Below are 20,591 nucleotides of genomic sequence, written 5' to 3'. Positions count from 1 at the left end.
CTAGGTGTAGCTGAGGAGCAGCGACTCCACAATCAGATACCATCCATCTACAAGCACAAACAATAAAATTTTAAACGGCAGACTGATCATCACCGGCGGAAGCATCATCATGCCCATGCTCATCAATACACTCGCCACAATCATGTCAATAACAAGAAAAGGCACAAAAATGAGAAACCCCATCTGAAAAGCTGTTTTCAGTTCACTAATCGCAAACGCCGGCACGAGCGATGTAAGAGGAATGTCTTCGACCGACTCCGGCCGCTCTTCGCCCGCGTAATCCATAAACAGCGCCAGGTCTTTTTCCCGCGTGTACCGGGACATAAATTCCTTCATCGGTCCGACTGCTTCTGTCAGCGCTTCGTTCTGGTCAATTTCTCCTGCCATCAGCGGGCTGAACGCCTGCTCGTTTACTTCCGAGAGCGTCGGCGCCATGATGAAGAAGGTTAAAAATAAAGCAAGGCCGATAAGCACCTGGTTTGGCGGCGTCTGCTGCGTGGCAAGCCCCATCCGCACAAAGCTCAGCACGACCACAATTCTGGTAAAACAGGTCATCAGCACCAGAATGCCCGGGGCAAGAGATAAAACCGTAAGCAGCAGCACTAGCTGTACCGAGGTTGCCGCTCCTTCGCCGCCGCCCTCGAGCAGTCCGCTGAAATCAAGCGCCGGAAGAGCACTAATAATCATCGCTGTTCCTCCTTCGCTTCCGTCCGTTTATCCCGCGCCTCCGGATGTTTTGCCTCACGTGCTGTTTTCAGCCGTTCTTCAAGCATCGAGTGAAAAGGCGAGCTGCTGTCTTCTTTTTTTCCGCGTTTTTTCCACTTATCTATCACTGACGGAACGCCTGCATATGTATTTTGTTCCTGGGCGGTAATCCGTTCCTGTTCCTCTTTATCCTCAATTTCCTGAAGGAGCGAAATTGTATCCCCGACACCAATCACAAGCATTTTGTCTCCAACTTTAACTACTTGAATGGATTTATTCTGGCCGAGCCCGATTCCGCCAATGCTTTGCAGCGAGCGGGTCGATTGATATCTGCTCGTTTTTTTATTGATGAATTTCAGCAGCCAGAACAGCAGGCCGAGGACGACCGCGAGTGCTCCAATCATCTTTATAAAATTCAGCCACAGGCTGCCGTTATCCATCGCTGCAGGGACCGAATCTTCGTCTGCCGGAGCTTCACTGCCAGAACCCGTGTCCTCCTGATTTTCCTGCGGATTCAGGGACTCATTAACAGTAGTGCTGGCAAGCGCTGTGTCTGCGCCCGCCAGAAGTATTACTGTCATTATTACACCTATAATCACTGCGTATTTCCAATTCATTTTTTTCCTCCGCAGCAGGCCCTCAGCCTAACGTTTTATTGATCGCTTCAAGTACACGGTCTGCCTGAAACGGCTTTACGATAAAATCTTTCGCCCCTGCCTGAATCGCATCAATGACCATGGACTGCTGGCCCATGGCTGAGCACATGATTACTTTGGCATTGGGATCTGCTGCTTTGATTTCCTTTAACGCTTCGATTCCATCCTTGTCAGGCATAGTAATGTCAAGCGTCACAAGATCCGGAGCCGTTTCCTGAAATTTTTCCACTGCTTCGTTTCCGTCTTTTGCTTCTCCTACTACGTTAAACCCGTTCTTTTCCAGAATATCTTTGATCATCATCCGCATGAACGCGGCGTCGTCTACTACTAAAACTGAATAAGCCATGCTGTCCACTCCCTGTTTATTATTATTTTAGTTGAGCCACCCGTTCTCTCGGGCTGAGTATTTCTGTAATGCGCACGCCAAAATTTTCATCGATGACGACGACTTCCCCTTTAGCTACGGGCTTCTGGTTTACAAGCACGTCCACCGGTTCACCGGCAAGCTTGTCAAGCTCAACCACCGACCCCTGGGACAGGGCCAATATATCCTTGATCGGCTGCCTGGATCTGCCAAGCTCCACTGTCACGTCAAGCGATATATCCATGAGCATATCCAGATTCCCGCCGCCGTCGCTATGTCTGTGGGCCGGCTCCTCGAGCTCGGAGAAAGCGGCTCCACTTACTGTCGGAGCCGACGCAGGCCCCTGGGCACGCTCTGTCTGCTGCCGGGCTTCCTGCTGTCTGGACCGCTCCGGGCCAGGCTCCTGTTTTTGCTGCGGCGGAGCTTCTGCGTTATTTGTTCCAAGCAGCTCTTCGACCATCTTTTTTGCAAATCCAAGCGGTATGAGCTGCATAATATAAGAGTCCATCAGCTCCCCGATCTGAATGCGGAAGGCGATCTGTACGAGCGTATCTTCGTCAGGGATGTAGCGGGCTGATTCCTCCTGCTCCAGGTTCATAATATTGACGCCCGGAGGAGAAATATCCACCCGTTTATTAAAAATAGTGCTCATGGAGGTGGAGGCTGAGCCCATCATCTGGTTCATTGCTTCCTGTACCGCGCTTTGCTGCATGTCATCAATGTTATCAGCTTCATCTACTTTGCCATCGCCGCCCATCATCAGATTGGCGATAATGCTTGCGTCCGTCATGCTGATCACAAACAAATTGGTTCCTTCAAAACCTTCCGTGTATTTCACATTTACCGCTACATGCGGACGTGGAAAGGACTTCTCTACCATTGCGGTTGATACAGCTTTCACGCCAGGTATGGTGATGCTCACTTTCTGGTTCAGCAGGCTCGACAGGGCAGTTGCCGCGCTGCTGAAGCTGATGTTGCCGATTTCTCCAAGCGTATCCTTTTCCTCGGTGGATAAGAGGTGGTCAAGGCCGTCTTCCTCAGTAGAAGAGGCAATCTCTTCGGCCGGTGTTTCCCTGGAGGGAAAGCCGCTGTCATTATCATCGTCTGCGCCAACGTTTTTCAGCAGCTCGTTAATTTCGTCCTGCGAAAGCATATCGTCACTACTCATGCTGTTCTTCTCCCTCCTCTATCTTTTCTAATATTTGCACAGCCATATGGCTTCGTTTTCTTCCTGGCTGGGCTGTGAATTTTTTCCTGCTGCCTACATGCACCTCGAGCGGGTCATGAATATGCTGTTTCAGCATTAAGATGTCCCCGCGTTCCATATGTAATAGCTCCTCAATAGTAATAGAGGAAGTGCCGAGAATGGCCTGCAAAGAAACATTTCCCTGCATCAGCCACTCGTTCAGGTGTTCTACCTCCTGCTGGTTTCTTTCTTTTACTTTTGTCTGCATCCAGTAGTGGGTAGTAAGCTTTGGCAGGATCTCTTCAAGCACCATGTGCGGCAGGCATAAATTGATCATCCCGGACGTTTCCCCGATTGTGGTGGTTAAAGAGATGACTACCACGGTTTCATTTGGAGAAACCATCTGCAGAAACTGCGGGTTCACTTCAATTTCGGAGCCGATGGTTTCAATGCTGAGCACCGATTCCCAGGCGTTTTGAAAAGATTCAAGAATCATCTGCATGAAGGAACTCAACAGCTTTGTTTCAATTTCTGTCAGCTTTTCGACCTTGTTCATGCTCTGACCCTGGCCACCAAGCAGCCGGTCAAGCATGGCGTAGCCAACATGCGGGTTGACCTCCATCAGAAGCCGACCTTCAAGGGGAGGAGCTTCAAACACATTCAGGAGTGTCATTTTAGGAATCGAACGAATAAATTCGTCGTAGGGCACCTGGTCGACAGAAGCCACATTAATATCCACAAAAGAGCGCAGCTGGCCTGAAAGTGCCGTGGTAAGAATTCTTGCAAAGTTTTCGTGTATCCGTGACAGGCCCCGGAGCTGCTCTTTGGAAAACCGAAGGGCGCGTTTAAAATCGTAGGAACGGACTTTGCGTTCACTTTCTTCTTTTTTCAATTGTTCCCCGTCCATCTCTCCAGTGGACAAGCCGGACAGGAGGGCATCTATTTCGTGCTGTGATAATACATCTGACAAGAGGCTTTCACCTCCCTTTCTCTTCTCTCAGGCTGCTCCTGGGCTATTGAATAACGCGTTCAGTCGTGTAGACCCGCTGTACTTTGCCCTCTGTCATAACTTCATTTACTTTTTCCTTAAGTCGTTCTTCCATTTTTGTTGTGCCTTCCGAGCCTTCAATATCCTCGGGGCTGAGCTGAGCCAGTTCGTGGATAATGATATTATTAATCTGGTAATCCCGCTGTTCCAGCTCTTTTCGGGCTTTTTCATTATCGGCCTGCAGGCTGAACATCGTTTTAATATAGCGGTCGTTTCCTTTTAGGTTGGTTGTCATTTCTTCCATATCCCAGGTGAGCTCCCGCAGCTCTTCGGCGCTTAGTTCCTCTGTTTTTTTCTCTTCACTGCCTTCGGCTTTTTCAGACGAGGAGCCAAGAAATTGATACACAGCAGCCGCCGCTCCTGCAATAAGAACAAGGGTCAAAAGCATAATCATCATCATTTTTCCTGCTCTGGTTTTTAACATGGCTCAGGCATTCTCCCCTTTTCGACTAGCCGGTATCCATGTCCGTCGATAAAACCGTTCGGCCAGGTCCATTACTTCACTAATGCTTTCCCGGACGACAATTTTGTTGCCGTTCAGCAGCGTAATTGTAGTATCCGGCGCCGCTTCGACCTGTTCAATCAATGTAGTATTCAGCACGAACGGGCGTCCGTTTAATTTTGTTAATTCCATCATAATTAGTTGAGGGGCAGCATACCGCCCCTGTCTCCCCCAATTTCATTTCTTAGTTACCGCTTAATGTTAAGCAGCTCCTGAAGCACTTCGTCCGCTGTCGTAATACCGCGCGTATTTGCCTGGAACCCGCGCTGGGCCGTGATCATTTCCGTAAATTCCTCGGAGAGGTCAACGTTAGACATTTCCAGGGATCCAGATACAATTTCTCCCGCGCCGCCTGCACCTGGAGCAACATCATTCGCTACACCGGAGTTTAAAGAAGCCCGGAAGATGTTTCCTCCTACTTTTTCCAGCCCTCCCGGATTGTTGAACGTTGCCAGCCCAATTTGACCCGCTCCATTTGTATTTCCATTTTGGCCAACAACGTTGATGTTCCCTGCAGAATCAATGCTAAAGCTCTGCGCATTGGCATCAATATTAATTCTTCCATCCCCTGCGTTCAATAAATAATGACCATCTGCATTAACAATATTTCCGCCGTTATCCAAGTAAAAATTACCCGATCTTGTATATAAATTCTCGCCGCCCTGGGGGTTTTCCAATTTAAAATAGCCCGAACCTGAAATTGCAAGATCTAATTCACGGCCGGTGTTTTGCAGGCTGCCCTGCGTGTCAACCGTATCAATACTTCCAAGTTCACTCCCAAGGCCAATTTGTTTTGCGTTTACTCCGCCCCGGTTGCCTTCCGCTCCTGCGGCTGCTCCGGTCTGCTGGCTCATCATATCCTGAAATGTCGGGCGTCCTTTTTTGAACCCCTGGGTGTTTACGTTTGCGATATTGTTGCTGATAACGTCCAATTTCTGCTGAAAGTTCTTCATTCCTGCGATTCCTGAATACATAGAGCGTAACATGGTATTCCTCCTTTGATTTAAGCGGGCCCCGTCTGTCTGTCGGGGGCCCAGGCCTCCTTGCGGTCAAGCCTTTTACATGAATATGACGCCGTCAATATTAGTAAATGTATGATTCGCTGCTTCCTGCTTGGACATTGCTGTAATGATCGTCCTATTTTCTGCATTAACAACCAGTGCCGCTTCCGGGAATACCACAACAGATTCCTTCACACCTTTTTCCGCTGCCTCACCGAGTCTTACCTGCATCTGTTCCCAGGCCGTGCTATCAATATGGACGTTTCTCTCTTCCATTCGCTTGGCAGCATGCTTGCTGATTTTTACTTCCGGCCCGGCCAGTTCGTTCTGCAGCAGTGAGGCAAATGAACCAGCCTGTTGTTTTTCCGGACGTGGAGCGCTTCCTGTATTGGACGGAACCGGCATGCTGGAATAGTTATGTATCTTTGAATAATCCATGCTGTTCCTTCCTTCATGTCAGCTTTCCGCCTGCTCTTTTCCGATGTTCACCACCTGCCTGCCATCAATCCAGCGTCCCGAGTCAAGCTCGACCATAACATTTCCCTGAGTATCTTTTTTCACAGACTTAATTTCATTGCGCCCCGTCTGCACGTCCTCGTTTGGAGTATGAGCGTTTACGAGTGTCTGCCATGTCACGTCCTGGCCAATCAGGCTGCTCAGCTGCATCAGCGCATCCTGCGCCATAAACTGTGTCGACTGTTCCAATGATTTGTTCATGTTCGTCATCTGCTCAAGCGTACTGAAGTTGGCAATCTGCGACACGTATTCGGTATCGTTCATCGGCTCGAGCGGATTCTGGTTTTGCAGCTGGGTAATCAGCAGCTTCAAAAAATCATCCTTATCCATATTGCCGTTGGTGTTCTCTGCGGCAAATGGGCTTTTACTGTTTGAAGTATTACTTAGCTGCATATTATCTGTAATGGCACTCATCGTATGTTCACCTCCTTTAAATGCGTTCGTTGACCGAAAGCTGCTGTAAAATATCTTCAAACGAACGTTCTTCCTCTTCTGAAGACTCTTCCTGCACATTTACCGCTTCCCGCTGTTCTTCAGGCTCTTCTTTCTGCTCTTCTTCCTTATAGAAATCCGGATGCTCTGCTACTTCGATGCGCTCCACTTGCAGGTTCTGCTGCAGGAAGGAATGCCTCAGCTGATGCACGCTGCTTTCCACAAGCTCCTGCGCTCCTTTGGAGGTTGTAACCAGCTGAGCGGTCCACTGCCCTTCAATTTTCGTGAGCTTCACATCGAGCCGGCCCAGATGTTCAGGATGAAGGCGGATCGTATAGGAAGCTCCGTTTTTCAGCTGGGCGGCGTTCATCGTACTGAGTGTCTGCTGGAACTGCCTTAAAAATTCTGCCTGGCGCTGATTTCCTTCAGACGCCGGCGGCAGCTGGATTACAAGCGGCCCATTCAACTGGGACGCTCTCGGCTCTCCCACTCCAGCTGGTGGTACTGGAGTGGCTGAAGCATTCCCTGTTTCGCCGCGGATACTCTGAAGAATCCGTTCGAGCTGCTCTGCGAATGCTTCATTATTACCCGCTTCTGCTGTTAAAGAGACAGATGGCTGCTTTTTTATCAGCGCTTGGAGACTGTGAACAAATGCCGTCAGCAGCTTTTCAGGCTGTTCCCCGGAAGGCTGAAGCGCTTTTGGCACCCAGGATCCCGGCTCTTCCCGCCCATTGATGTATTTCTGCCACTGCTGCAAATCTTGCTTCAAGCTTTGCAGCCCGGTTGCTGCTCTTGCTTCCTGGCCGGCTGGAGGACTCATCCACCCGGCAGGCACCTGCGGCAGCCACTGGGGATGCGGCCCTGCGCTGCGTTCGGCTCCTGAATGCTGTTCTAGGTATGAAATAAGCTGCTGCACTTCCGGAGGTTTTTCTGGAAACAAAATCTCCAGCTTTTCTATTCGGGAAATATCCTTCCGAGGCGTTGACCACTCCGGCCGAACGCCTTCCATTTTTCCCTTCGTTCCATCTGGCTGCACCGGAGCTTCGTCAGCCACTGCTGCAGCGATAAGAGCAGCTTCAAGGCGGGCTTTTCCAGAGTTTTCTGGTAAAACTTTTGAAAGGAGGGCAGTCAACTCATTCAATCGGTTCGTAAACGAATCTTCTGCCTGCCCCTTTTCGTTTCCCGCCAGAGTTTCAGAAACCAGCTGCCCAACAGCCTGCTGCAGCTTTTCAGCTTCCATCTGTATCGCCTGCTGGTCTCCCGGGGGCAGGATCTTGAGCTTGGCTGTCAGCTGTTCGAGTACCGGCAGTGCTGCTTTCACTGCTCGCTCTTCCTTCGTGTTCCCTAAGGCTTCAGGCTGCTTTTCGCTTACTCCCGCGTGTTTGTTTGCCAATGCTTCTGCATTTGGAGAATTTACGACAATGGCAAGCTTAGTGAGCATGCTGTCCTTTTCTGGCGGCATCTCTTCGAGCGCATCCTCCGGCACCGGTGTTTCGCCGCCCTGCTCGTCAAGTACGAGCTCTGCAATATATATCAAGGCTTCTTCAAGCTCCGGCTGCTTCTTTATCAGGGCATTGATTGCTTCAGGATGCGATTCGATCGCTTCCATTACTTGTTCAGCTGAAGGCAGGGCGTTTTCCGGCCCATTTTCCTCTGCCGGCTTTCTTTCCGCAAGCGCAGCTGTCCCCGCGAATAACACGGCAAAAGCTGATGAACCGCTTGCTGCCTGCACGGACAAAGGCGTGCCGCTCAACTGGGCCGGGGCCCGGCCGGTAATTGCTGTTTCCATAGCGTCCTCCTTTCTTCTACTGTGCCAAATCGAGGCCTTCAATCCCTGAAACAACGGAAGCAGCAAGCTCTTCATCCATTTCTTCGAGAATGGCTGCCTGTTCCTCCGGCCGCAGGGAATACAATTGTTGGACAATCACTTCTGTTTCCTGCTGCCCAAGTACCGCTGCCGCTGTCGCCGGCTTCATTTCCTCGTAAATTTTCTGGGCGGAGCCAGCGCTCCCCCCATTTTCTTCTTCGCCTTCTTCGCCGCTTTCTTTTGTTTCTGCTTCAAGCGTCAATTCCTCAAGCTCTTCTTCCACACTACGGAGCTCCTGCTCCCGTTCCTCAAGCCGCTGCTGCAGTTCGACAATTTCCTCTTCCTTCGCTTCGAGTTCTTCGCCGGAAGCACCGGCGTCATCTGCACTTTCTTCGCTTCCGGCAACCGACTTCACCACGTCCTGGCCAAGCTGCGTCACATTTATGCCCATAAAGGACATAACCGCAACCGACAGAACGATGGCGAAAAGGAGCGGGATAAGAAACAGCATGAAAAACCATTGAAAAAAACTGCCCTTTTTCTTTTCTTTTTCAGCCATGATGCTGCACCGTCTGCTTCTGGAGATACATTTGCACCGCGGTATCGTCCATTGCTGCCCGCTCGTTTCGCTTTATTTTTTCCGTGTGTTTTGCTTCTTCTTGTTCCTTCATCAGCTCAAGCTTCCGGTTTTCGCGCCATGCTTCCTGCATCGCTTTTTCCTCACGCAGCATCATCCACCTGGCCTTACTTACAGCCTCTTCGAGAACCACAGCTTCCCGCTCATACATATGAAGCATCTTTTCCTGCTGGCGAAGCTCCCGTACCGTCACACCCCTGGTCATTTTTTCCCGGTTAACCTCTTCGGCATGTTCTTTAGAACGGAGCATTTCGTACAGGGCGCCGGCTTTCTGCTCAAACTGGTCCACTGCTTCATTGTAAGATTTTACTTTTTGGTCCTTTTCACGATCCCGCAGCTGCAGCAGCTGTTCTAACGAAAATTGATAGGCCATTAAGACGCTCCCTCCTCCATTACGTTTTGCAGTTTCTTCAGCGTCTGCTCCATTGTCGAAGCTTCCATCGACCGCTGCTGGATAAGTGCTTCAACGGCAGGCAATTTTTCCAGTGCTTCGTCAGTCTCCCGGGAGCTGCCTTTACGGTAAGCCCCGATTCGTATGAGATCCTCCGCCTCCCGGTACGCCGCAAGCCAGCTCTTCACTTTGGAAGCTGCCTGCTGATGGGTTTCATTTGTAATTTCTGACATTACCCGGCTCACGCTTTGAAGCACATCGATGGCCGGAAAGTGATTTTTATTAGCAAGCGACCGCTCAAGAACAAAGTGGCCGTCAAGAATACCGCGTACGGCATCAGCAATCGGTTCATTCATGTCATCTCCGTCCACAAGCACGGTATAAAAAGCAGTGATTGAACCTTCTTTGCTTGTGCCCGTCCGTTCAAGCAATCCCGGCAGGAGGGCAAATACCGACGGCGGATATCCTTTGGTCGTCGGGGGTTCACCGATCGCGAGCCCGATTTCCCTTCTGGCCATCGCAAACCGGGTAATGGAATCCATCATGAAATTGACTTTTTTTCCTTTAGAGCGGAAATATTCTGCGATAGCTGTAGCTGTATACGCGCCCTGAATCCGCATGGAAGCGGGCTGGTCCGAGGTCGCTACCACCAGTACTGATTTAGCCATGCCTTCTTCCCCGAGATCGCGTTCGATAAAGTCGCGCACTTCACGACCGCGCTCCCCGATAAGAGCGATGATGTTGATGTCGGCTTCCGTGTAGCGCGTGATCATCGAAAGCAGCGTGCTTTTGCCAACACCGCTTCCGGCAAAAATGCCTATGCGCTGCCCTTCCCCCATCGTAAGCAGGCTGTCGATTACTCTCACACCGGTCGGCATGATATTTTTGATTCTTGGACGGTCAAGCGGTGCCGGCGGCGCTGCCTCCGAAGAAACACTGACCAGTCCTTCCGGAAGCTCCTGATGATCAATCGGTTCTCCCATTCCGTTTAATACACGTCCGATAAGCCCTGCCCCGGCCTTAATCTTCAGCGGTTTGCCGGTGGCTTCTACTGTGCAGCCCGGGCTGATGTTTTTTAATGACTCCAGCGGCATCAGCAGCACATACTCCTGGCGAAAGCCAACCACCTCAGCAGCTGTGGAGGTGTCACTTCCGACGCCGTATATGTAACAGATGTCCCCGACGTTTGTTTTGGGGCCGCGTGACTCCACCATTAAGCCAATCACCCGTTCTACACTTCCGTAGGACCGGTACAAAGACATCTGTTTGACCTGGGCTGCTGCACGCTCTGCCCTCATACCGGCATACCTTCTTTAACAACAGCCTGCAGCTGTTTTTTTAATTCCTGAAGCTGGGTCTCCAGGGAAACGTCGATTTTTCCGAAGTCTGTTTCGAGTACACACTGGCTTTGTCTCATCTGCGCATCAGGGTAAATGGTTACCTTCTGTTCGCTCCCTGCCGCACTCTGCAGCTCTTCTTTATACATTCGTACCTCTTCGTACTCCCCGGCACTTACAAGCACACGAATATGACCCTGTTCCCGCAGTGCGCTTACCGCGGTCGAAAGCTGCATCCGCCAGTGCTCATCCGGCAGCCATTCCGGCCCAAGCATTTTTTCGAGTGCCTGCACGGCTATATCAATTACTGTCGGTTCAGCTTCATTCAAGCGTTCATGAAAGGCCTGCTCAGCGGATTCTATGATCCGGCCAGCGTGGGAAATTTGTTGCTGCCACGCTTCTAGCCCTTCCTGTTTTCCGCTCTCAAACCCTTCCGCGTATCCTTGTTGTTTTGCCTCTTCGGCCCAGGCGGCAATGCGGGCCTGGGAATCGTTTTCTTCCTGCCTGATTTTTTCCTGGGTTTCTTTCCAGGCCTGCTCGGCCTGCTGCTGCAGCCGGCCGGCCTGATCCTTTAACTGTTCCGCCTGCCGCTGCTGAAGAAGATGTTCGTCTGCCTGCGGCGGCACTTCCTGATACACAATTTTTTTTGGAGCAATGGTTCTGTGTCCGGCGCTTACGTGAGTGCGAAATACGTTAGACAATGACATCATCTCCTCCGCCGCGGGCAATCACAATTTCGCCCGTTTCTTCGAGTCTCCGGATTATACCGACTATTCTCGACTGAGCTTCCTCTACATCACGCAGCCGCACCGGCCCCATAAATTCCATTTCCTCCTGGAACGTTTCGGCCATCCGCTGGGACATGTTCTGGAAGACAACTTCTTTAACCTGCTCGCTTGCCACTTTGAGGGCAAGCTGAAGATCTTCATTATTAACGTCCCGTACCACACGCTGAATGGAACGGTTATCAAGAGCCACCACGTCTTCAAATACGAACATGCGCTTTTTGATTTCTTCAGCCAGCTCCGGGTCTTCCTGTTCCAGGGATTCGAGAATGATTTTTTCCGTGCTCCGGTCCACTCCGTTCAGCACCTCTACCACCGATTCAATGCCGCCTGCCTCGGTATAGTCCTGGGTAACAGATGTGGAAAGCTTCTGTTCAAGCACTGCTTCCACCTCGCTTACAATCTCCGGCGAGGTCCGGTCCATTTTTGCAATACGCCGGGCCACATCGGTCTGCTGCGTTTCAGGAAGCTCTGACAAAATCTGCCCGGCCTGGCCCGGCTCCAAATACGAAAGCACCAGGGCGATCGTCTGTGGGTGCTCGTTTTGAATGAAGTTCAGCACCTGGGCCGGCTCAGCTTTGCGGGCGAAGTCAAATGGCTTTACTTGCAGCGACGATGTGAGGCGGTTAATCATGTGCATTGCTTCCTCTTCCCCGAGCGCTTTTTCAAGAACGCTTTTAGCGTAGCCAATGCCTCCCTGGGAAATGTAATCCTGCGCAATGGCTATTTGGTGGAATTCATTCATTACTTCTTCTTTTTTCGAGCTTTCCACTTTTCGGACATTGGCAATTTCAAGCGTCAGCTTTTCAATTTCTTCCTCGCGCAAATGCTTGTATACTTCGGCTGAAACGTCCGGACCCAGTGAGATCAGCAGCACAGCCGCTTTTTGCTTTCCCGTCAGCGTTTCTTTTCTCTTTTGCAATTGCTGCTCCCCCTTTTAATCATCGGACAGCCAAGAACGAAGCAGCTTTGAAAATTCTTCCGGCTTTTCTTTTGCTAGCTTCTCGAGCTGGTTTCGTTTCATTTCTTCCTCGGTCATTTCCCGGCTGCTTCCAAGATCCGGTACCTCGTGCTGTTCAAATTCTGCTGCCTGGAAGGTTTCCTCTTTGGTTTCCACTGGTTTTTTCCGCCGGATGAGCCATACTACCAGCAGAATAAGGCCCACAGCGCCAACTGCCATCGCTGCGTAAGCCCACCACGGCAGGCCGCCAGCTTCCTGGTCGACTTCTTCAGCACCGAGGAACGTCTGGGAGGAAATAGATACTTTTTCTTCTACATCCATTTCTTCACCATCTGCTTCAAGATATTCTTTATCAATGCTCGTACTGATGACTGTCTCAAGCATGGCCTGCATGTTGTCCATTGTTTCTGCTTCTAAAGAGTTCGGGTCTTCCGGGTCCGGCGATTCCACCATCACTTGAATGCCAAGGTCGCGAAGCTTGTACGGACTTTCCTGAATCTCTTTATGTATACGGTTCACTTCGTAATTGATTCGTTCTTCCGTCCGCTCCGAGTCACCGGCTGCTTCTGTACCCGCCGGATAGTTGGCTACATCTTCCTCTCCGGCGCCTGCTTCACCCTCCTCGAGCGGATCAACGCCTTCATAAGCTTCAGCAATTTCTTCTGCGCTGACTGCAATGCCTTCCATCGTTTCTTCATCCACCGGCTCAACGAGGTCTTCTTCCCGGTTTTCTTTCGTAAAGTCGATGTCTGTCGTTACCGAGACCATGACTTTGTTCTGTCCAGCCACCGTGCCGAGCATCTGCTGGACTTCACGGCGGATGTCTTTTTCGATATCCTGCTGTACCGCACGCTGATCCTCGTATTGATCCATAGTGGACCCGGAAGAACCATTCTCTTCATATGTATAATAGTTCATGCTTGTATCGCTGATATCGATATTTTCCACCGGCAGATCAGGCACGCTCTTGGACACCAGGTTGTACAGAGTCTTCACCTGCTCCTGGTCCAGCTCCCCTGCTCCACTCAAATCGACCGTCACCGAGGCGGTGGCTGCTTCGGCTTCTTCGGCCACCCACGTGGCTTCCTCCGGCATATTAATCATTACATCGGTGCTTTCCACTGCGTCCATGTTGGAAATTAATGCTTCAAGCTCAGTCTGTAGTGCTGCCCGTTCCATGACAGAGAATTCATTGTCCGTCATTCCGAAGCCGGTCTGGTCTTCAATAAAGCTGTAGTCGATCGCTCCGTCCTGTGGCAGCCCCTCGGCAGCCAGGTCCACCTTCAACGCATCCACCTGATCCTTTGGCACGCTAATTGTGGTTCCTTCATTCGAAATTTCATACTTTACTCCGCGGGTATCCAGCGTCTCTTTAATGCTTCCTGCTGTTTCCGGTGCCAGATCGGTGTAAAGAGGCTCAAAGTTTGTCCGCGAAAACAGCAGTATGCTTATGAGGAGAAAAAGAAAGATCGCCGTCGTACCAAAAATATATATTCTTTTTTGTTTTTTACTGCGGCTGCCCCAATACGTTTTCGCCTTTTGGCTGTACTCTTTCCATTTTTCTTTCATAATTTCGCTTCATACCTTCCTCTTTACGATTACACCTGCATCCGCATCATTTCTTTGTAGGCTTCCACCGCCTTATTTCTCACCTCTGTAGCCGTCTGCATGTAAATACTTCCTTTTTCTGCAGCAATCATTACCTCGTGCAGATTATCCGCCTCCCCGGTCACCAGTTTTTCCGTCATCCGGTCCGATTCAAGCTGGGCCTCGTTGACTTTGCTCATTGCTTCGCTCATTGCCTTTTGAAACGTATCGCCGGTTTCCTTAACTGTGGTCTGCCCTGCTTCGTTTGCTGCTCTCACTGCCGGAGCCTGTATGTTTGTGATTTTCATCCGTTCTCCTCCTTCCGTTATTAGTTTTTGCCGATTTCAAGTGCTTTCATCATCATGTTTTTATTAGCATTGAGGGCCGTGACGTTCGCTTCATACGAACGAGATGCCGAAGTCAGATCCGTCATTTCTTTTAAAGGATCCACATTCGGCATCTGCACGTAGCCTTCTTCGTTAGCATCAGGATGCTCCGGCTGGTAGACCTCGTCAAAGGGAGCGTCATCCACGCCTATTTCCGACACCCGTACGCCTCCCTGTTCGTTCAGTGCTTTCGTTAAATTCGCCTGAAAAGAATTATCCTGTTTGGGGCTCATAGAAACGGTTTTACGCTGATACGGCTGCCACTCGCCGTCGACGAGCCGGCCCCGGGTGGAATCGGCGTTTGCAAGGTTGGAGCTTACAACATCCATCCGCAGACGCTGCGCTGTTAAAGCCGAGCCTGAGGCTTGAATCCCATTAAAAATAGACATGCTTATGACCCTCCCCGGATAGCTGATTTAATGCCACCGAATTTCCCATTAATGCGGTCAATGATGGCGTTATAATGCAGTTGGTTTTCCGAAAGCTCGGTCATTTCTTTATCAATGTCTACGTTGTTTCCATTATTGTTGTAGGTGTTGCCCCGTTGCTCATATACGCTTGGAGTATTTTGAGTATTCTGAAAAGAAAAATGTTTTGCATTTGTCCGTACAGCTTCCATTTGACTGCTGCTTTCTTCTTTTAACATCTCCTGAAAGGAAACTTCCTTCGCTTTATAGTTTGGCGTGTCAATATTAGCTATATTATTGGTAATGGCTTTTTGCCTGAGCGCTGCTCCTTCTGCCCCTGCCTGTAATTTCTGCCATGTCCCGGACTGGAACAGTTCCATTTTCTCACCTCTGGCTTTTTTATTAATACTAAAGATTCACTCCATCATTTTTATATGAGCATTACTTCCTAAATTGTATAGAAAAAATGTACATTTGTCTAACCAATATCGCCTTTTTTGCATTTCAGTAACTTACGTCTAAGCATTTAAACCAATAATTAGTAGTTCTTTTATCCTCTTTGTGCTTTTTTCATTGTGTGTTTTGCAGTTTTTTCTTACATAAATTGGTATTTATCTGAGACTTTTGCGTTTCAAAAACATAAAAAAACGATCCCTCATTTGGGATCGTTAGTCATTCGTCCATTAACCGTTATTTTTAATTTTTTCCAATTCGTATAGGAACTTATTATTCAATACTTTAATATAGGTCCCTTTCATCCCAAGAGATCTCGATTCGATCACACCGGCGCTTTCAAGCTTACGCAGAGCGTTGACGATGACTGAACGGGTGATGCCGACACGATCGGCGATTTTACTCGCTACAAGCAGCCCTTCCTTGCCATCCAGTTCTTCGAAAATGTGCTCGACAGCTTCAAGCTCACTGTAGGAAAGAGAACTGATCGCCATCTGTACGACCGCTTTGCTTCTCGCTTCTTCTTCGATTTCCTGCGTTTTTTCATGAAGGATTTCCATGCCGACAACGGTTGCCCCGTATTCGGCAAGGATTAGATCATCATCATCAAACGTTTCGCTCAGCCGGGCCAAAACGAGCGTCCCAAGCCGCTGGCCGCCGCCGACAATCGGTACAATCGTTGTGAGGCCGGAAGCAAACAATTCGGCGCTTTCCTGCGGGAATGCCGTGTATTCGCTCTGCACATCCAGGTTCGGGGAGGTTTCATTGATGCTGAACAGTCCGGACGTATATTCCTGGGGAAACTGGCGCTCTTCTAATATCCGCTGCATTTTTTCATGTTCAATTTCCTGTTCGATCGAATAACCGAGAAGTTTTCCCCGTCTGCTGACGACAAACACGTTAGCTCCAATAATTTCCTGAAGGGTTTCGGCCATGTCTTTAAAATTGACATGGTCGCCCTGCGTTTTCTGTAACATTTCGTTAATTCTTCTGCTTCTTGTTAACAAATCCATGCTGATTCTCCTCCTGATTTATGCTACAAAATATACCGGCTGACGTCCCGGTCCCTGGCGATCGTCGCCAGTTTATCGTTGACGTATTCCGGTGTAATGGTGATGGCATCCATGGTAATTTCCGGAGCCTCAAAGGACAGATCCTCGAGCAGCCGTTCAAGCAGCGTGTGGAGTCGTCTTGCACCAATATTTTCCGTCTGCTGATTGACCGCTTCCGCCAATTCTGCGATAGTTTCGACAGCTTCGTCTGTAAAGGTCACTTCGATGCCCTCTGTGCGGATGAGCGCCTGATACTGTTTGGTAAGGGCCTGGTCCGGCTCCCGCAGAATCCGGGCAAAATCTGCTGCCCCTAAGTTATCTAATTCGACACGCACCGGAAATCTTCCTTGCAGCTCAGGAATTAAATCGGAAGGCTTGGCCGTATGAAAAGCACCCGCAGCAATAAACAGCATATGGTCGGTACGAACCGGGCCGTACTTGGTATTGACAGTTGATCCTTCCACAATCGGCAGGATGTCCCGCTGGACGCCTTCGCGCGACACGTCCGCACTGCTGCTTTCTTTTTTGCCGGTCACTTTGTCGATTTCATCCAGGAATACAATTCCCAGCTGCTCCGCGCGGTAAACCGCCTCTGAACTGACTTCATCCATATCGATCATTTTCTGGGCTTCCTGCTCGGTAAGCACCTTACGTGCTTCGCGAACAGGGAGGGTGCGGTTGCTTGTTTTCTTTGGCATCATGTTTCCGAGCATCTCCTGCATATTCATGCCCATCTGCTCCATGCCGCCGCCCTGAAACATGTCACCCATCGAGCCGGACTGCTGTTCGACCTCGATGGTTACTTTGCGGTCCTCAAGCTCTCCCATTTCGAGCTGCTTCTGCAGCTGCCGGCGCTGCTCACGAAGATCGCTGTTGTCGGAGGTATCCGTCTCCTCCTCTTCTTCGCTGTCATTATTTTGCTGAAAAAGCATCCCAAACGGATTGCCGGCATTGTTGTCCGCCTGCCGGTTTTTTCGTTTTCGCGGGGCAAGCAGCCGGACGATTTTTTTATTGGCTGCTTTTTCGGCCTTTTCCTGTACGGACGCCGCTTTTTCTTCCTTTACAATTCGGACGGCAACCTCCACCAGATCCCGGATCATTGACTCCACATCGCGGCCAACGTAGCCGACTTCCGTGAATTTTGTTGCTTCCACCTTCGAAAACGGGGCGCCAACAAGTTTAGCAATCCGGCGGGCAATTTCTGTTTTTCCTACGCCAGTGGGGCCGATCATCAGAATATTTTTAGGCGTTACTTCCTCTTGAAGCTGTTCTGGCAGCTTGCTTCTGCGATACCGGTTGCGAAGCGCTACGGCGACAGAACGCTTAGCTTCATTCTGGCCGATAATATATTGATCGAGCCGTTCTACAATTTGTTTGGGTGTCATTGAAATTTCCATTAATAAGCCCCCTTAGCGGACTATGTTTTAAGATTCCAAATCTTCGATAATGATTTCATGGTTGGTGAATACACAGATATCCGCTGCTGTCTCAAGTGAAGCTTTGGCCATTTCCCGGGCAGTCAAATGCGTCGCATGTTTTTTAAGGGCACGGCCGGCGCTGAGAGCATAGTTGCCGCCGGAACCGATCGCAAGCATATCATCGTCAGGCTCAATCACTTCTCCAGTGCCTGCCACTAAAAGCATAGTGGATTTATCCATGACGATCAGCATCGCTTCAAGGCGCCGAAGTGTTTTATCGCTGCGCCAGTCCTTGGCAAGCTCGACCGCAGCCCGTTGCAGGTTACCGCTCCACTGCTCAAGCTTTTCTTCAAATAAATCAAACAGCGTAAATGCATCGGCTACCGATCCGGCGAAGCCGGCGAGCACTTTTCCGTTGTACAGCTTTCTTACTTTTCTTGCGGTATGCTTCATGACCACCTGCTGGCCGAGCGTTACCTGGCCGTCCCCGGCCATTGCTGCTTTGCCCCCGTGGTGGACAGCGTATATTGTTGTGGCGTGAAAGGATGGTTCCATTTATTATTCACGCTTCCTTTCTGCTCTCGGATGCGCGTGCTGGTACACATCCTGGAGCCGTTCTTTAGTGACATGGGTATAAATCTGGGTGGTTGATAAATTGGCATGCCCGAGCAGGTCCTGCACTACACGGAGATCCGCCCCGTGGTTGAGCAGGTGTGTCGCAAACGTGTGCCTCAAGTCATGAGGGGAAATACGCAGCGTACTCGATACCTTTTTCACCCGCTCGTTAATGACATGCCGAAAACCACGGTCCGTCAACGGACCGCCCCGGGCGTTCAAAAACAGCTGTCCGGCCGGGGCCTTGCTTTTGGCTGCGAGCTCCGGCCGCACATTCGTTTTATACAGCTCCACGGCTTCCTGGGCAAAGCTTCCTACCGGAACATATCTTTCCTTTCGGCCTTTACCCTTTACTAAAATCGTGCCGAGATAGTCATCGAGGTCATCAGCCTGAAGCTGCTGGCATTCGCTGATACGCATGCCCGTAGCATAAAGCAGCTCCATAATGGCTTTATCCCTGATATCAAGCGGCTTGCTCATATCAAAAGAAGCAAACAGCGATTCGATTTCTTCTTCATATAAAAAATGGGGCAGCGGCCGTTCTTTTTTTGGATGGCTTGCACCGATGAACGGATTTTGTTCAATATAATCTTCACGCTGCAAATAGCGGAAATAAGCACGCAGCGCTGAAATTTTCCGTGCTACTGTCGCCCTTGCGTATGAGTGGTCGTACATTTTGCTGTAGTAGAGACGGACAAGCGCCGGATCAACGTCCTCCACATGCTTCCACCCTTCCTGCTGCATAAATGTGTCAAATTCCATTAAGTCCTGCTCATAGGCGGTTTTGGTGTAGGAAGAAATATTCTTTTCCAGTTCCAAGTAGCGGAAAAATTCTTCTCGCCATGCTAATAACGGATTCATCAGCTTTTTTGCTCCTTTACGCTTTCTGCTTCCTTTGGCGGTTCTGTTGCCGCTTTATGAAGACAAAAGCTAGTAAATCGTATCACAAACCCCGGAGCCTAGCAATCATATTTCGACTTTTTTCATAAAATTCTGAATGGAAGCCAGAGCCCGTTCTGCGTAGTATTCATTGCGCTCCCGCTTGTTTTTGATTTTTTGCTCCGGTGCCGGCAGCAGGCCGAAGTTGGCATTCATCGGCTGAAAGTTCTTGGCCCCGGCCGTAGTAATATAGTGGCTCATAGCACCGATTACTGTTTCTTTCGGGAACGTGTCCGTTTCTTCGTGCAAATACTGCTTTGCTGCGTTCCATCCGGCTACAAGACCTGAAGCAGCTGATTCCACGTACCCTTCCACTCCGGTAATCTGGCCGGCAAAGAACAAATCGCTTCGCGCTTTCGTCTGATAGGTCGGGTTCAGGAAGTTCGGGGAATTCAAAAACGTGTTGCGGTGCATCACGCCGTAGCGGACAATATCAGCATTTTCTAGTCCCGGAATTAAACGGATCACTTCTTTTTGAGGTCCCCATTTCAAATGGGTCTGAAAGCCGACAATGTTAAACAGCGTGCCTTCCTGGTTATCCTGGCGCAGCTGCACAACGGCATGCGGGCGTTCTCCTGTCTCCGGATGCTCCAGGCCTACCGGCTTCATTGGGCCAAACAGCAGCGTCTTTTTACCTCTTCGGGCAATTTCTTCGACCGGCATGCAGCCCTCAAAGAAGATATTTTTCTCAAATTCGCGCAGCGGCACGACTTCTGCTTCCACCAGCGCATCGTAAAAGCGGTCAAATTCCTCTTCTGTCATGGGACAGTTGATATACGCCGCTTCCCCTTTATCGTAACGTGATTTTACGTACGCTTTATCCATATCGATGCTGTCCGTTTCCACAATGGGAGCAGCTGCATCATAAAAGTACAGATGATCTTCGCCGGTCAGCTTAAAGATATCTTCGGAAAGCGACTCTGCCGTCAGCGGACCGGTGGCAATAATTGCCGGCTCATCCGGTATATGAGTCACTTCTTCCGATACTACTTCCACGAGCGGATGGTTTTTCACTTTGTTTGTTACGTTGGCGGCAAATTCGTGCCGGTCCACAGCGAGTGCCCCGCCTGCAGGCACCGATGCAGCGTCTGCCGCCTCAATAATTACGCTGTCCAGGTTCCTCATTTCTTCCTTTAATACGCCCACGGCATTAGTCAGATTGTTGGCCCTCAATGAGTTACTGCAGACCAGCTCCGCAAATTTATCTGTATGATGCGCGGCTGTCTGTTTATTTGGTCGCATTTCGTGTAACTTGACCGGAACGCCCTGCCTGGCCAGCTGCCACGCCGCTTCACTTCCTGCCAGTCCCGCTCCGACGATATGAACAGGTGTACGTTTCATGATAAAAACTCCTTTCCCTTTTGAAAGCGCAGGCAACTATTCCTGTCGGAAGCAGTCGGACCTGC

At 50.1% G+C, this 20,591-nt stretch carries 25 protein-coding genes; all 25 read right to left on the bottom strand.

Annotation, left to right across the window (positions count from 1 at the left end; genetic code table 11):
• The gene (gene fliP / locus CHL76_RS03590; protein WP_022792783.1) at positions 1-687 is read right to left on the bottom strand and encodes a flagellar type III secretion system pore protein FliP; all 687 of its coding nucleotides are present in this window, start codon (positions 685-687) and stop codon (positions 1-3) included.
• Complete coding sequence (locus CHL76_RS03585) at positions 684-1,322, bottom strand: flagellar biosynthetic protein FliO (protein WP_079476178.1); 639 nt, start codon at positions 1,320-1,322, stop codon at positions 684-686. Before CHL76_RS03585 ends, fliP begins: the two co-directional genes overlap by 4 nt.
• 22 nt (positions 1,323-1,344) lie before the next feature.
• On the bottom strand, positions 1,345-1,707 hold the full coding sequence (locus CHL76_RS03580; RefSeq protein WP_079476177.1) for a response regulator: 363 nt from the start codon (positions 1,705-1,707) through the stop codon (positions 1,345-1,347).
• 22 nt (positions 1,708-1,729) lie between these two features.
• Positions 1,730-2,893, bottom strand: a complete 1,164-nt coding sequence (fliY, locus tag CHL76_RS03575; protein ID WP_094907877.1) for a flagellar motor switch phosphatase FliY — start codon at positions 2,891-2,893, stop codon at positions 1,730-1,732.
• A complete protein-coding gene (gene fliM / locus CHL76_RS03570) occupies positions 2,886-3,881 on the bottom strand; it encodes a flagellar motor switch protein FliM (protein ID WP_094907876.1) in 996 nt (331 codons plus the stop codon). The genes fliY and fliM overlap by 8 nt, the downstream gene beginning before the upstream one ends.
• Positions 3,882-3,924: 43 nt before the next feature.
• Positions 3,925-4,383 carry a flagellar basal body-associated protein FliL gene (gene fliL / locus CHL76_RS03565; RefSeq protein WP_079476174.1) on the bottom strand — a complete coding sequence of 153 codons (459 nt, stop codon included), beginning with the start codon at positions 4,381-4,383 and terminating at the stop codon, positions 3,925-3,927.
• Positions 4,384-4,386: 3 nt separating this feature from the next.
• Entirely contained in the window at positions 4,387-4,596 is a 210-nt protein-coding gene (locus CHL76_RS03560) for a flagellar FlbD family protein (RefSeq protein WP_079476173.1), read from the bottom strand.
• Positions 4,597-4,649: 53 nt separating this feature from the next.
• Positions 4,650-5,447, bottom strand: a complete 798-nt coding sequence (gene flgG / locus CHL76_RS03555; RefSeq protein WP_094907875.1) for a flagellar basal body rod protein FlgG — start codon at positions 5,445-5,447, stop codon at positions 4,650-4,652.
• Between the two features lie 72 nt (positions 5,448-5,519).
• Positions 5,520-5,900 (bottom strand): TIGR02530 family flagellar biosynthesis protein, encoded by a 381-nt coding sequence (locus tag CHL76_RS03550; protein WP_079476171.1) that lies wholly within the window; start codon positions 5,898-5,900, stop codon positions 5,520-5,522.
• A gap of 18 nt (positions 5,901-5,918) precedes the next feature.
• Entirely contained in the window at positions 5,919-6,392 is a 474-nt protein-coding gene (locus tag CHL76_RS03545; protein ID WP_094907874.1) for a flagellar hook capping FlgD N-terminal domain-containing protein, read from the bottom strand.
• 16 nt (positions 6,393-6,408) lie between these two features.
• Positions 6,409-8,199 (bottom strand): flagellar hook-length control protein FliK, encoded by a 1,791-nt coding sequence (locus CHL76_RS03540; protein WP_158219056.1) that lies wholly within the window; start codon positions 8,197-8,199, stop codon positions 6,409-6,411.
• Positions 8,200-8,215: 16 nt separating this feature from the next.
• Positions 8,216-8,776: a MotE family protein gene (locus tag CHL76_RS03535; protein WP_079476168.1), complete on the bottom strand. Its 561-nt coding sequence runs from the start codon at positions 8,774-8,776 to the stop codon at positions 8,216-8,218.
• Complete coding sequence (gene fliJ, locus CHL76_RS03530; RefSeq protein ID WP_079476167.1) at positions 8,769-9,227, bottom strand: flagellar export protein FliJ; 459 nt, start codon at positions 9,225-9,227, stop codon at positions 8,769-8,771. Before fliJ ends, CHL76_RS03535 begins: the two co-directional genes overlap by 8 nt.
• Positions 9,227-10,543 carry a flagellar protein export ATPase FliI gene (gene fliI / locus CHL76_RS03525; RefSeq protein ID WP_079476166.1) on the bottom strand — a complete coding sequence of 439 codons (1,317 nt, stop codon included), beginning with the start codon at positions 10,541-10,543 and terminating at the stop codon, positions 9,227-9,229. The genes fliJ and fliI overlap by 1 nt, the downstream gene beginning before the upstream one ends.
• The gene (fliH, locus tag CHL76_RS03520) at positions 10,540-11,283 is read right to left on the bottom strand and encodes a flagellar assembly protein FliH (protein WP_158219055.1); all 744 of its coding nucleotides are present in this window, start codon (positions 11,281-11,283) and stop codon (positions 10,540-10,542) included. Before fliH ends, fliI begins: the two co-directional genes overlap by 4 nt.
• Entirely contained in the window at positions 11,276-12,289 is a 1,014-nt protein-coding gene (fliG, locus tag CHL76_RS03515; RefSeq protein WP_079476164.1) for a flagellar motor switch protein FliG, read from the bottom strand. The genes fliH and fliG overlap by 8 nt, the downstream gene beginning before the upstream one ends.
• A gap of 15 nt (positions 12,290-12,304) precedes the next feature.
• Complete coding sequence (gene fliF, locus CHL76_RS03510; protein WP_094907871.1) at positions 12,305-13,897, bottom strand: flagellar basal-body MS-ring/collar protein FliF; 1,593 nt, start codon at positions 13,895-13,897, stop codon at positions 12,305-12,307.
• A 29-nt stretch (positions 13,898-13,926) separates the two neighbouring features.
• Positions 13,927-14,223 carry a flagellar hook-basal body complex protein FliE gene (fliE, locus tag CHL76_RS03505; RefSeq protein ID WP_079476162.1) on the bottom strand — a complete coding sequence of 99 codons (297 nt, stop codon included), beginning with the start codon at positions 14,221-14,223 and terminating at the stop codon, positions 13,927-13,929.
• A gap of 20 nt (positions 14,224-14,243) precedes the next feature.
• Positions 14,244-14,690, bottom strand: a complete 447-nt coding sequence (gene flgC / locus CHL76_RS03500) for a flagellar basal body rod protein FlgC (RefSeq protein ID WP_079476161.1) — start codon at positions 14,688-14,690, stop codon at positions 14,244-14,246.
• A gap of 2 nt (positions 14,691-14,692) precedes the next feature.
• Positions 14,693-15,088 (bottom strand): flagellar basal body rod protein FlgB, encoded by a 396-nt coding sequence (gene flgB / locus CHL76_RS03495; protein WP_079476160.1) that lies wholly within the window; start codon positions 15,086-15,088, stop codon positions 14,693-14,695.
• Positions 15,089-15,391: 303 nt separating this feature from the next.
• The gene (gene codY, locus CHL76_RS03490) at positions 15,392-16,174 is read right to left on the bottom strand and encodes a GTP-sensing pleiotropic transcriptional regulator CodY (protein WP_079476159.1); all 783 of its coding nucleotides are present in this window, start codon (positions 16,172-16,174) and stop codon (positions 15,392-15,394) included.
• A 23-nt stretch (positions 16,175-16,197) separates the two neighbouring features.
• Entirely contained in the window at positions 16,198-17,610 is a 1,413-nt protein-coding gene (hslU, locus tag CHL76_RS03485; RefSeq protein WP_094907870.1) for an ATP-dependent protease ATPase subunit HslU, read from the bottom strand.
• Between the two features lie 27 nt (positions 17,611-17,637).
• The gene (gene hslV / locus CHL76_RS03480) at positions 17,638-18,186 is read right to left on the bottom strand and encodes an ATP-dependent protease subunit HslV (protein ID WP_079476157.1); all 549 of its coding nucleotides are present in this window, start codon (positions 18,184-18,186) and stop codon (positions 17,638-17,640) included.
• A gap of 3 nt (positions 18,187-18,189) precedes the next feature.
• Positions 18,190-19,107, bottom strand: a complete 918-nt coding sequence (xerC, locus tag CHL76_RS03475; RefSeq protein WP_079476156.1) for a tyrosine recombinase XerC — start codon at positions 19,105-19,107, stop codon at positions 18,190-18,192.
• 105 nt (positions 19,108-19,212) lie between these two features.
• Complete coding sequence (gene trmFO / locus CHL76_RS03470; protein WP_079476155.1) at positions 19,213-20,526, bottom strand: FADH(2)-oxidizing methylenetetrahydrofolate--tRNA-(uracil(54)-C(5))-methyltransferase TrmFO; 1,314 nt, start codon at positions 20,524-20,526, stop codon at positions 19,213-19,215.
• Positions 20,527-20,591 lie beyond the last annotated feature (65 nt).

It is taken from the genome of Marinococcus halophilus (assembly GCF_002265875.1).
Lineage (GTDB): Bacteria > Bacillota > Bacilli > Bacillales > Marinococcaceae > Marinococcus > Marinococcus halophilus.
Note: the sequence above shows the minus strand (reverse complement) of the source record. Positions and strands in the feature narration are given on the sequence as shown.

Coding starts and splice junctions, on each gene's coding strand:
- fliP (WP_022792783.1), bottom strand. CDS start 687: ATGATTATTAGTGCTCTTCCGGCGCTTGATTTCAGCGGACTGCTCGAG.
- CHL76_RS03585 (WP_079476178.1), bottom strand. CDS start 1,322: ATGAATTGGAAATACGCAGTGATTATAGGTGTAATAATGACAGTAATA.
- CHL76_RS03580 (WP_079476177.1), bottom strand. CDS start 1,707: ATGGCTTATTCAGTTTTAGTAGTAGACGACGCCGCGTTCATGCGGATG.
- fliY (WP_094907877.1), bottom strand. CDS start 2,893: ATGAGTAGTGACGATATGCTTTCGCAGGACGAAATTAACGAGCTGCTG.
- fliL (WP_079476174.1), bottom strand. CDS start 4,383: ATGTTAAAAACCAGAGCAGGAAAAATGATGATGATTATGCTTTTGACC.
- CHL76_RS03560 (WP_079476173.1), bottom strand. CDS start 4,596: ATGATGGAATTAACAAAATTAAACGGACGCCCGTTCGTGCTGAATACT.
- flgG (WP_094907875.1), bottom strand. CDS start 5,447: ATGTTACGCTCTATGTATTCAGGAATCGCAGGAATGAAGAACTTTCAG.
- CHL76_RS03550 (WP_079476171.1), bottom strand. CDS start 5,900: ATGGATTATTCAAAGATACATAACTATTCCAGCATGCCGGTTCCGTCC.
- CHL76_RS03545 (WP_094907874.1), bottom strand. CDS start 6,392: ATGAGTGCCATTACAGATAATATGCAGCTAAGTAATACTTCAAACAGT.
- CHL76_RS03540 (WP_158219056.1), bottom strand. CDS start 8,199: ATGGAAACAGCAATTACCGGCCGGGCCCCGGCCCAGTTGAGCGGCACG.
- CHL76_RS03535 (WP_079476168.1), bottom strand. CDS start 8,776: ATGGCTGAAAAAGAAAAGAAAAAGGGCAGTTTTTTTCAATGGTTTTTC.
- fliJ (WP_079476167.1), bottom strand. CDS start 9,227: ATGGCCTATCAATTTTCGTTAGAACAGCTGCTGCAGCTGCGGGATCGT.
- fliI (WP_079476166.1), bottom strand. CDS start 10,543: ATGAGGGCAGAGCGTGCAGCAGCCCAGGTCAAACAGATGTCTTTGTAC.
- fliF (WP_094907871.1), bottom strand. CDS start 13,897: ATGAAAGAAAAATGGAAAGAGTACAGCCAAAAGGCGAAAACGTATTGG.
- fliE (WP_079476162.1), bottom strand. CDS start 14,223: ATGAAAATCACAAACATACAGGCTCCGGCAGTGAGAGCAGCAAACGAA.
- flgC (WP_079476161.1), bottom strand. CDS start 14,690: ATGTCTATTTTTAATGGGATTCAAGCCTCAGGCTCGGCTTTAACAGCG.
- flgB (WP_079476160.1), bottom strand. CDS start 15,088: ATGGAACTGTTCCAGTCCGGGACATGGCAGAAATTACAGGCAGGGGCA.
- codY (WP_079476159.1), bottom strand. CDS start 16,174: ATGGATTTGTTAACAAGAAGCAGAAGAATTAACGAAATGTTACAGAAA.
- hslU (WP_094907870.1), bottom strand. CDS start 17,610: ATGGAAATTTCAATGACACCCAAACAAATTGTAGAACGGCTCGATCAA.
- hslV (WP_079476157.1), bottom strand. CDS start 18,186: ATGGAACCATCCTTTCACGCCACAACAATATACGCTGTCCACCACGGG.
- xerC (WP_079476156.1), bottom strand. CDS start 19,107: ATGAATCCGTTATTAGCATGGCGAGAAGAATTTTTCCGCTACTTGGAA.
- trmFO (WP_079476155.1), bottom strand. CDS start 20,526: ATGAAACGTACACCTGTTCATATCGTCGGAGCGGGACTGGCAGGAAGT.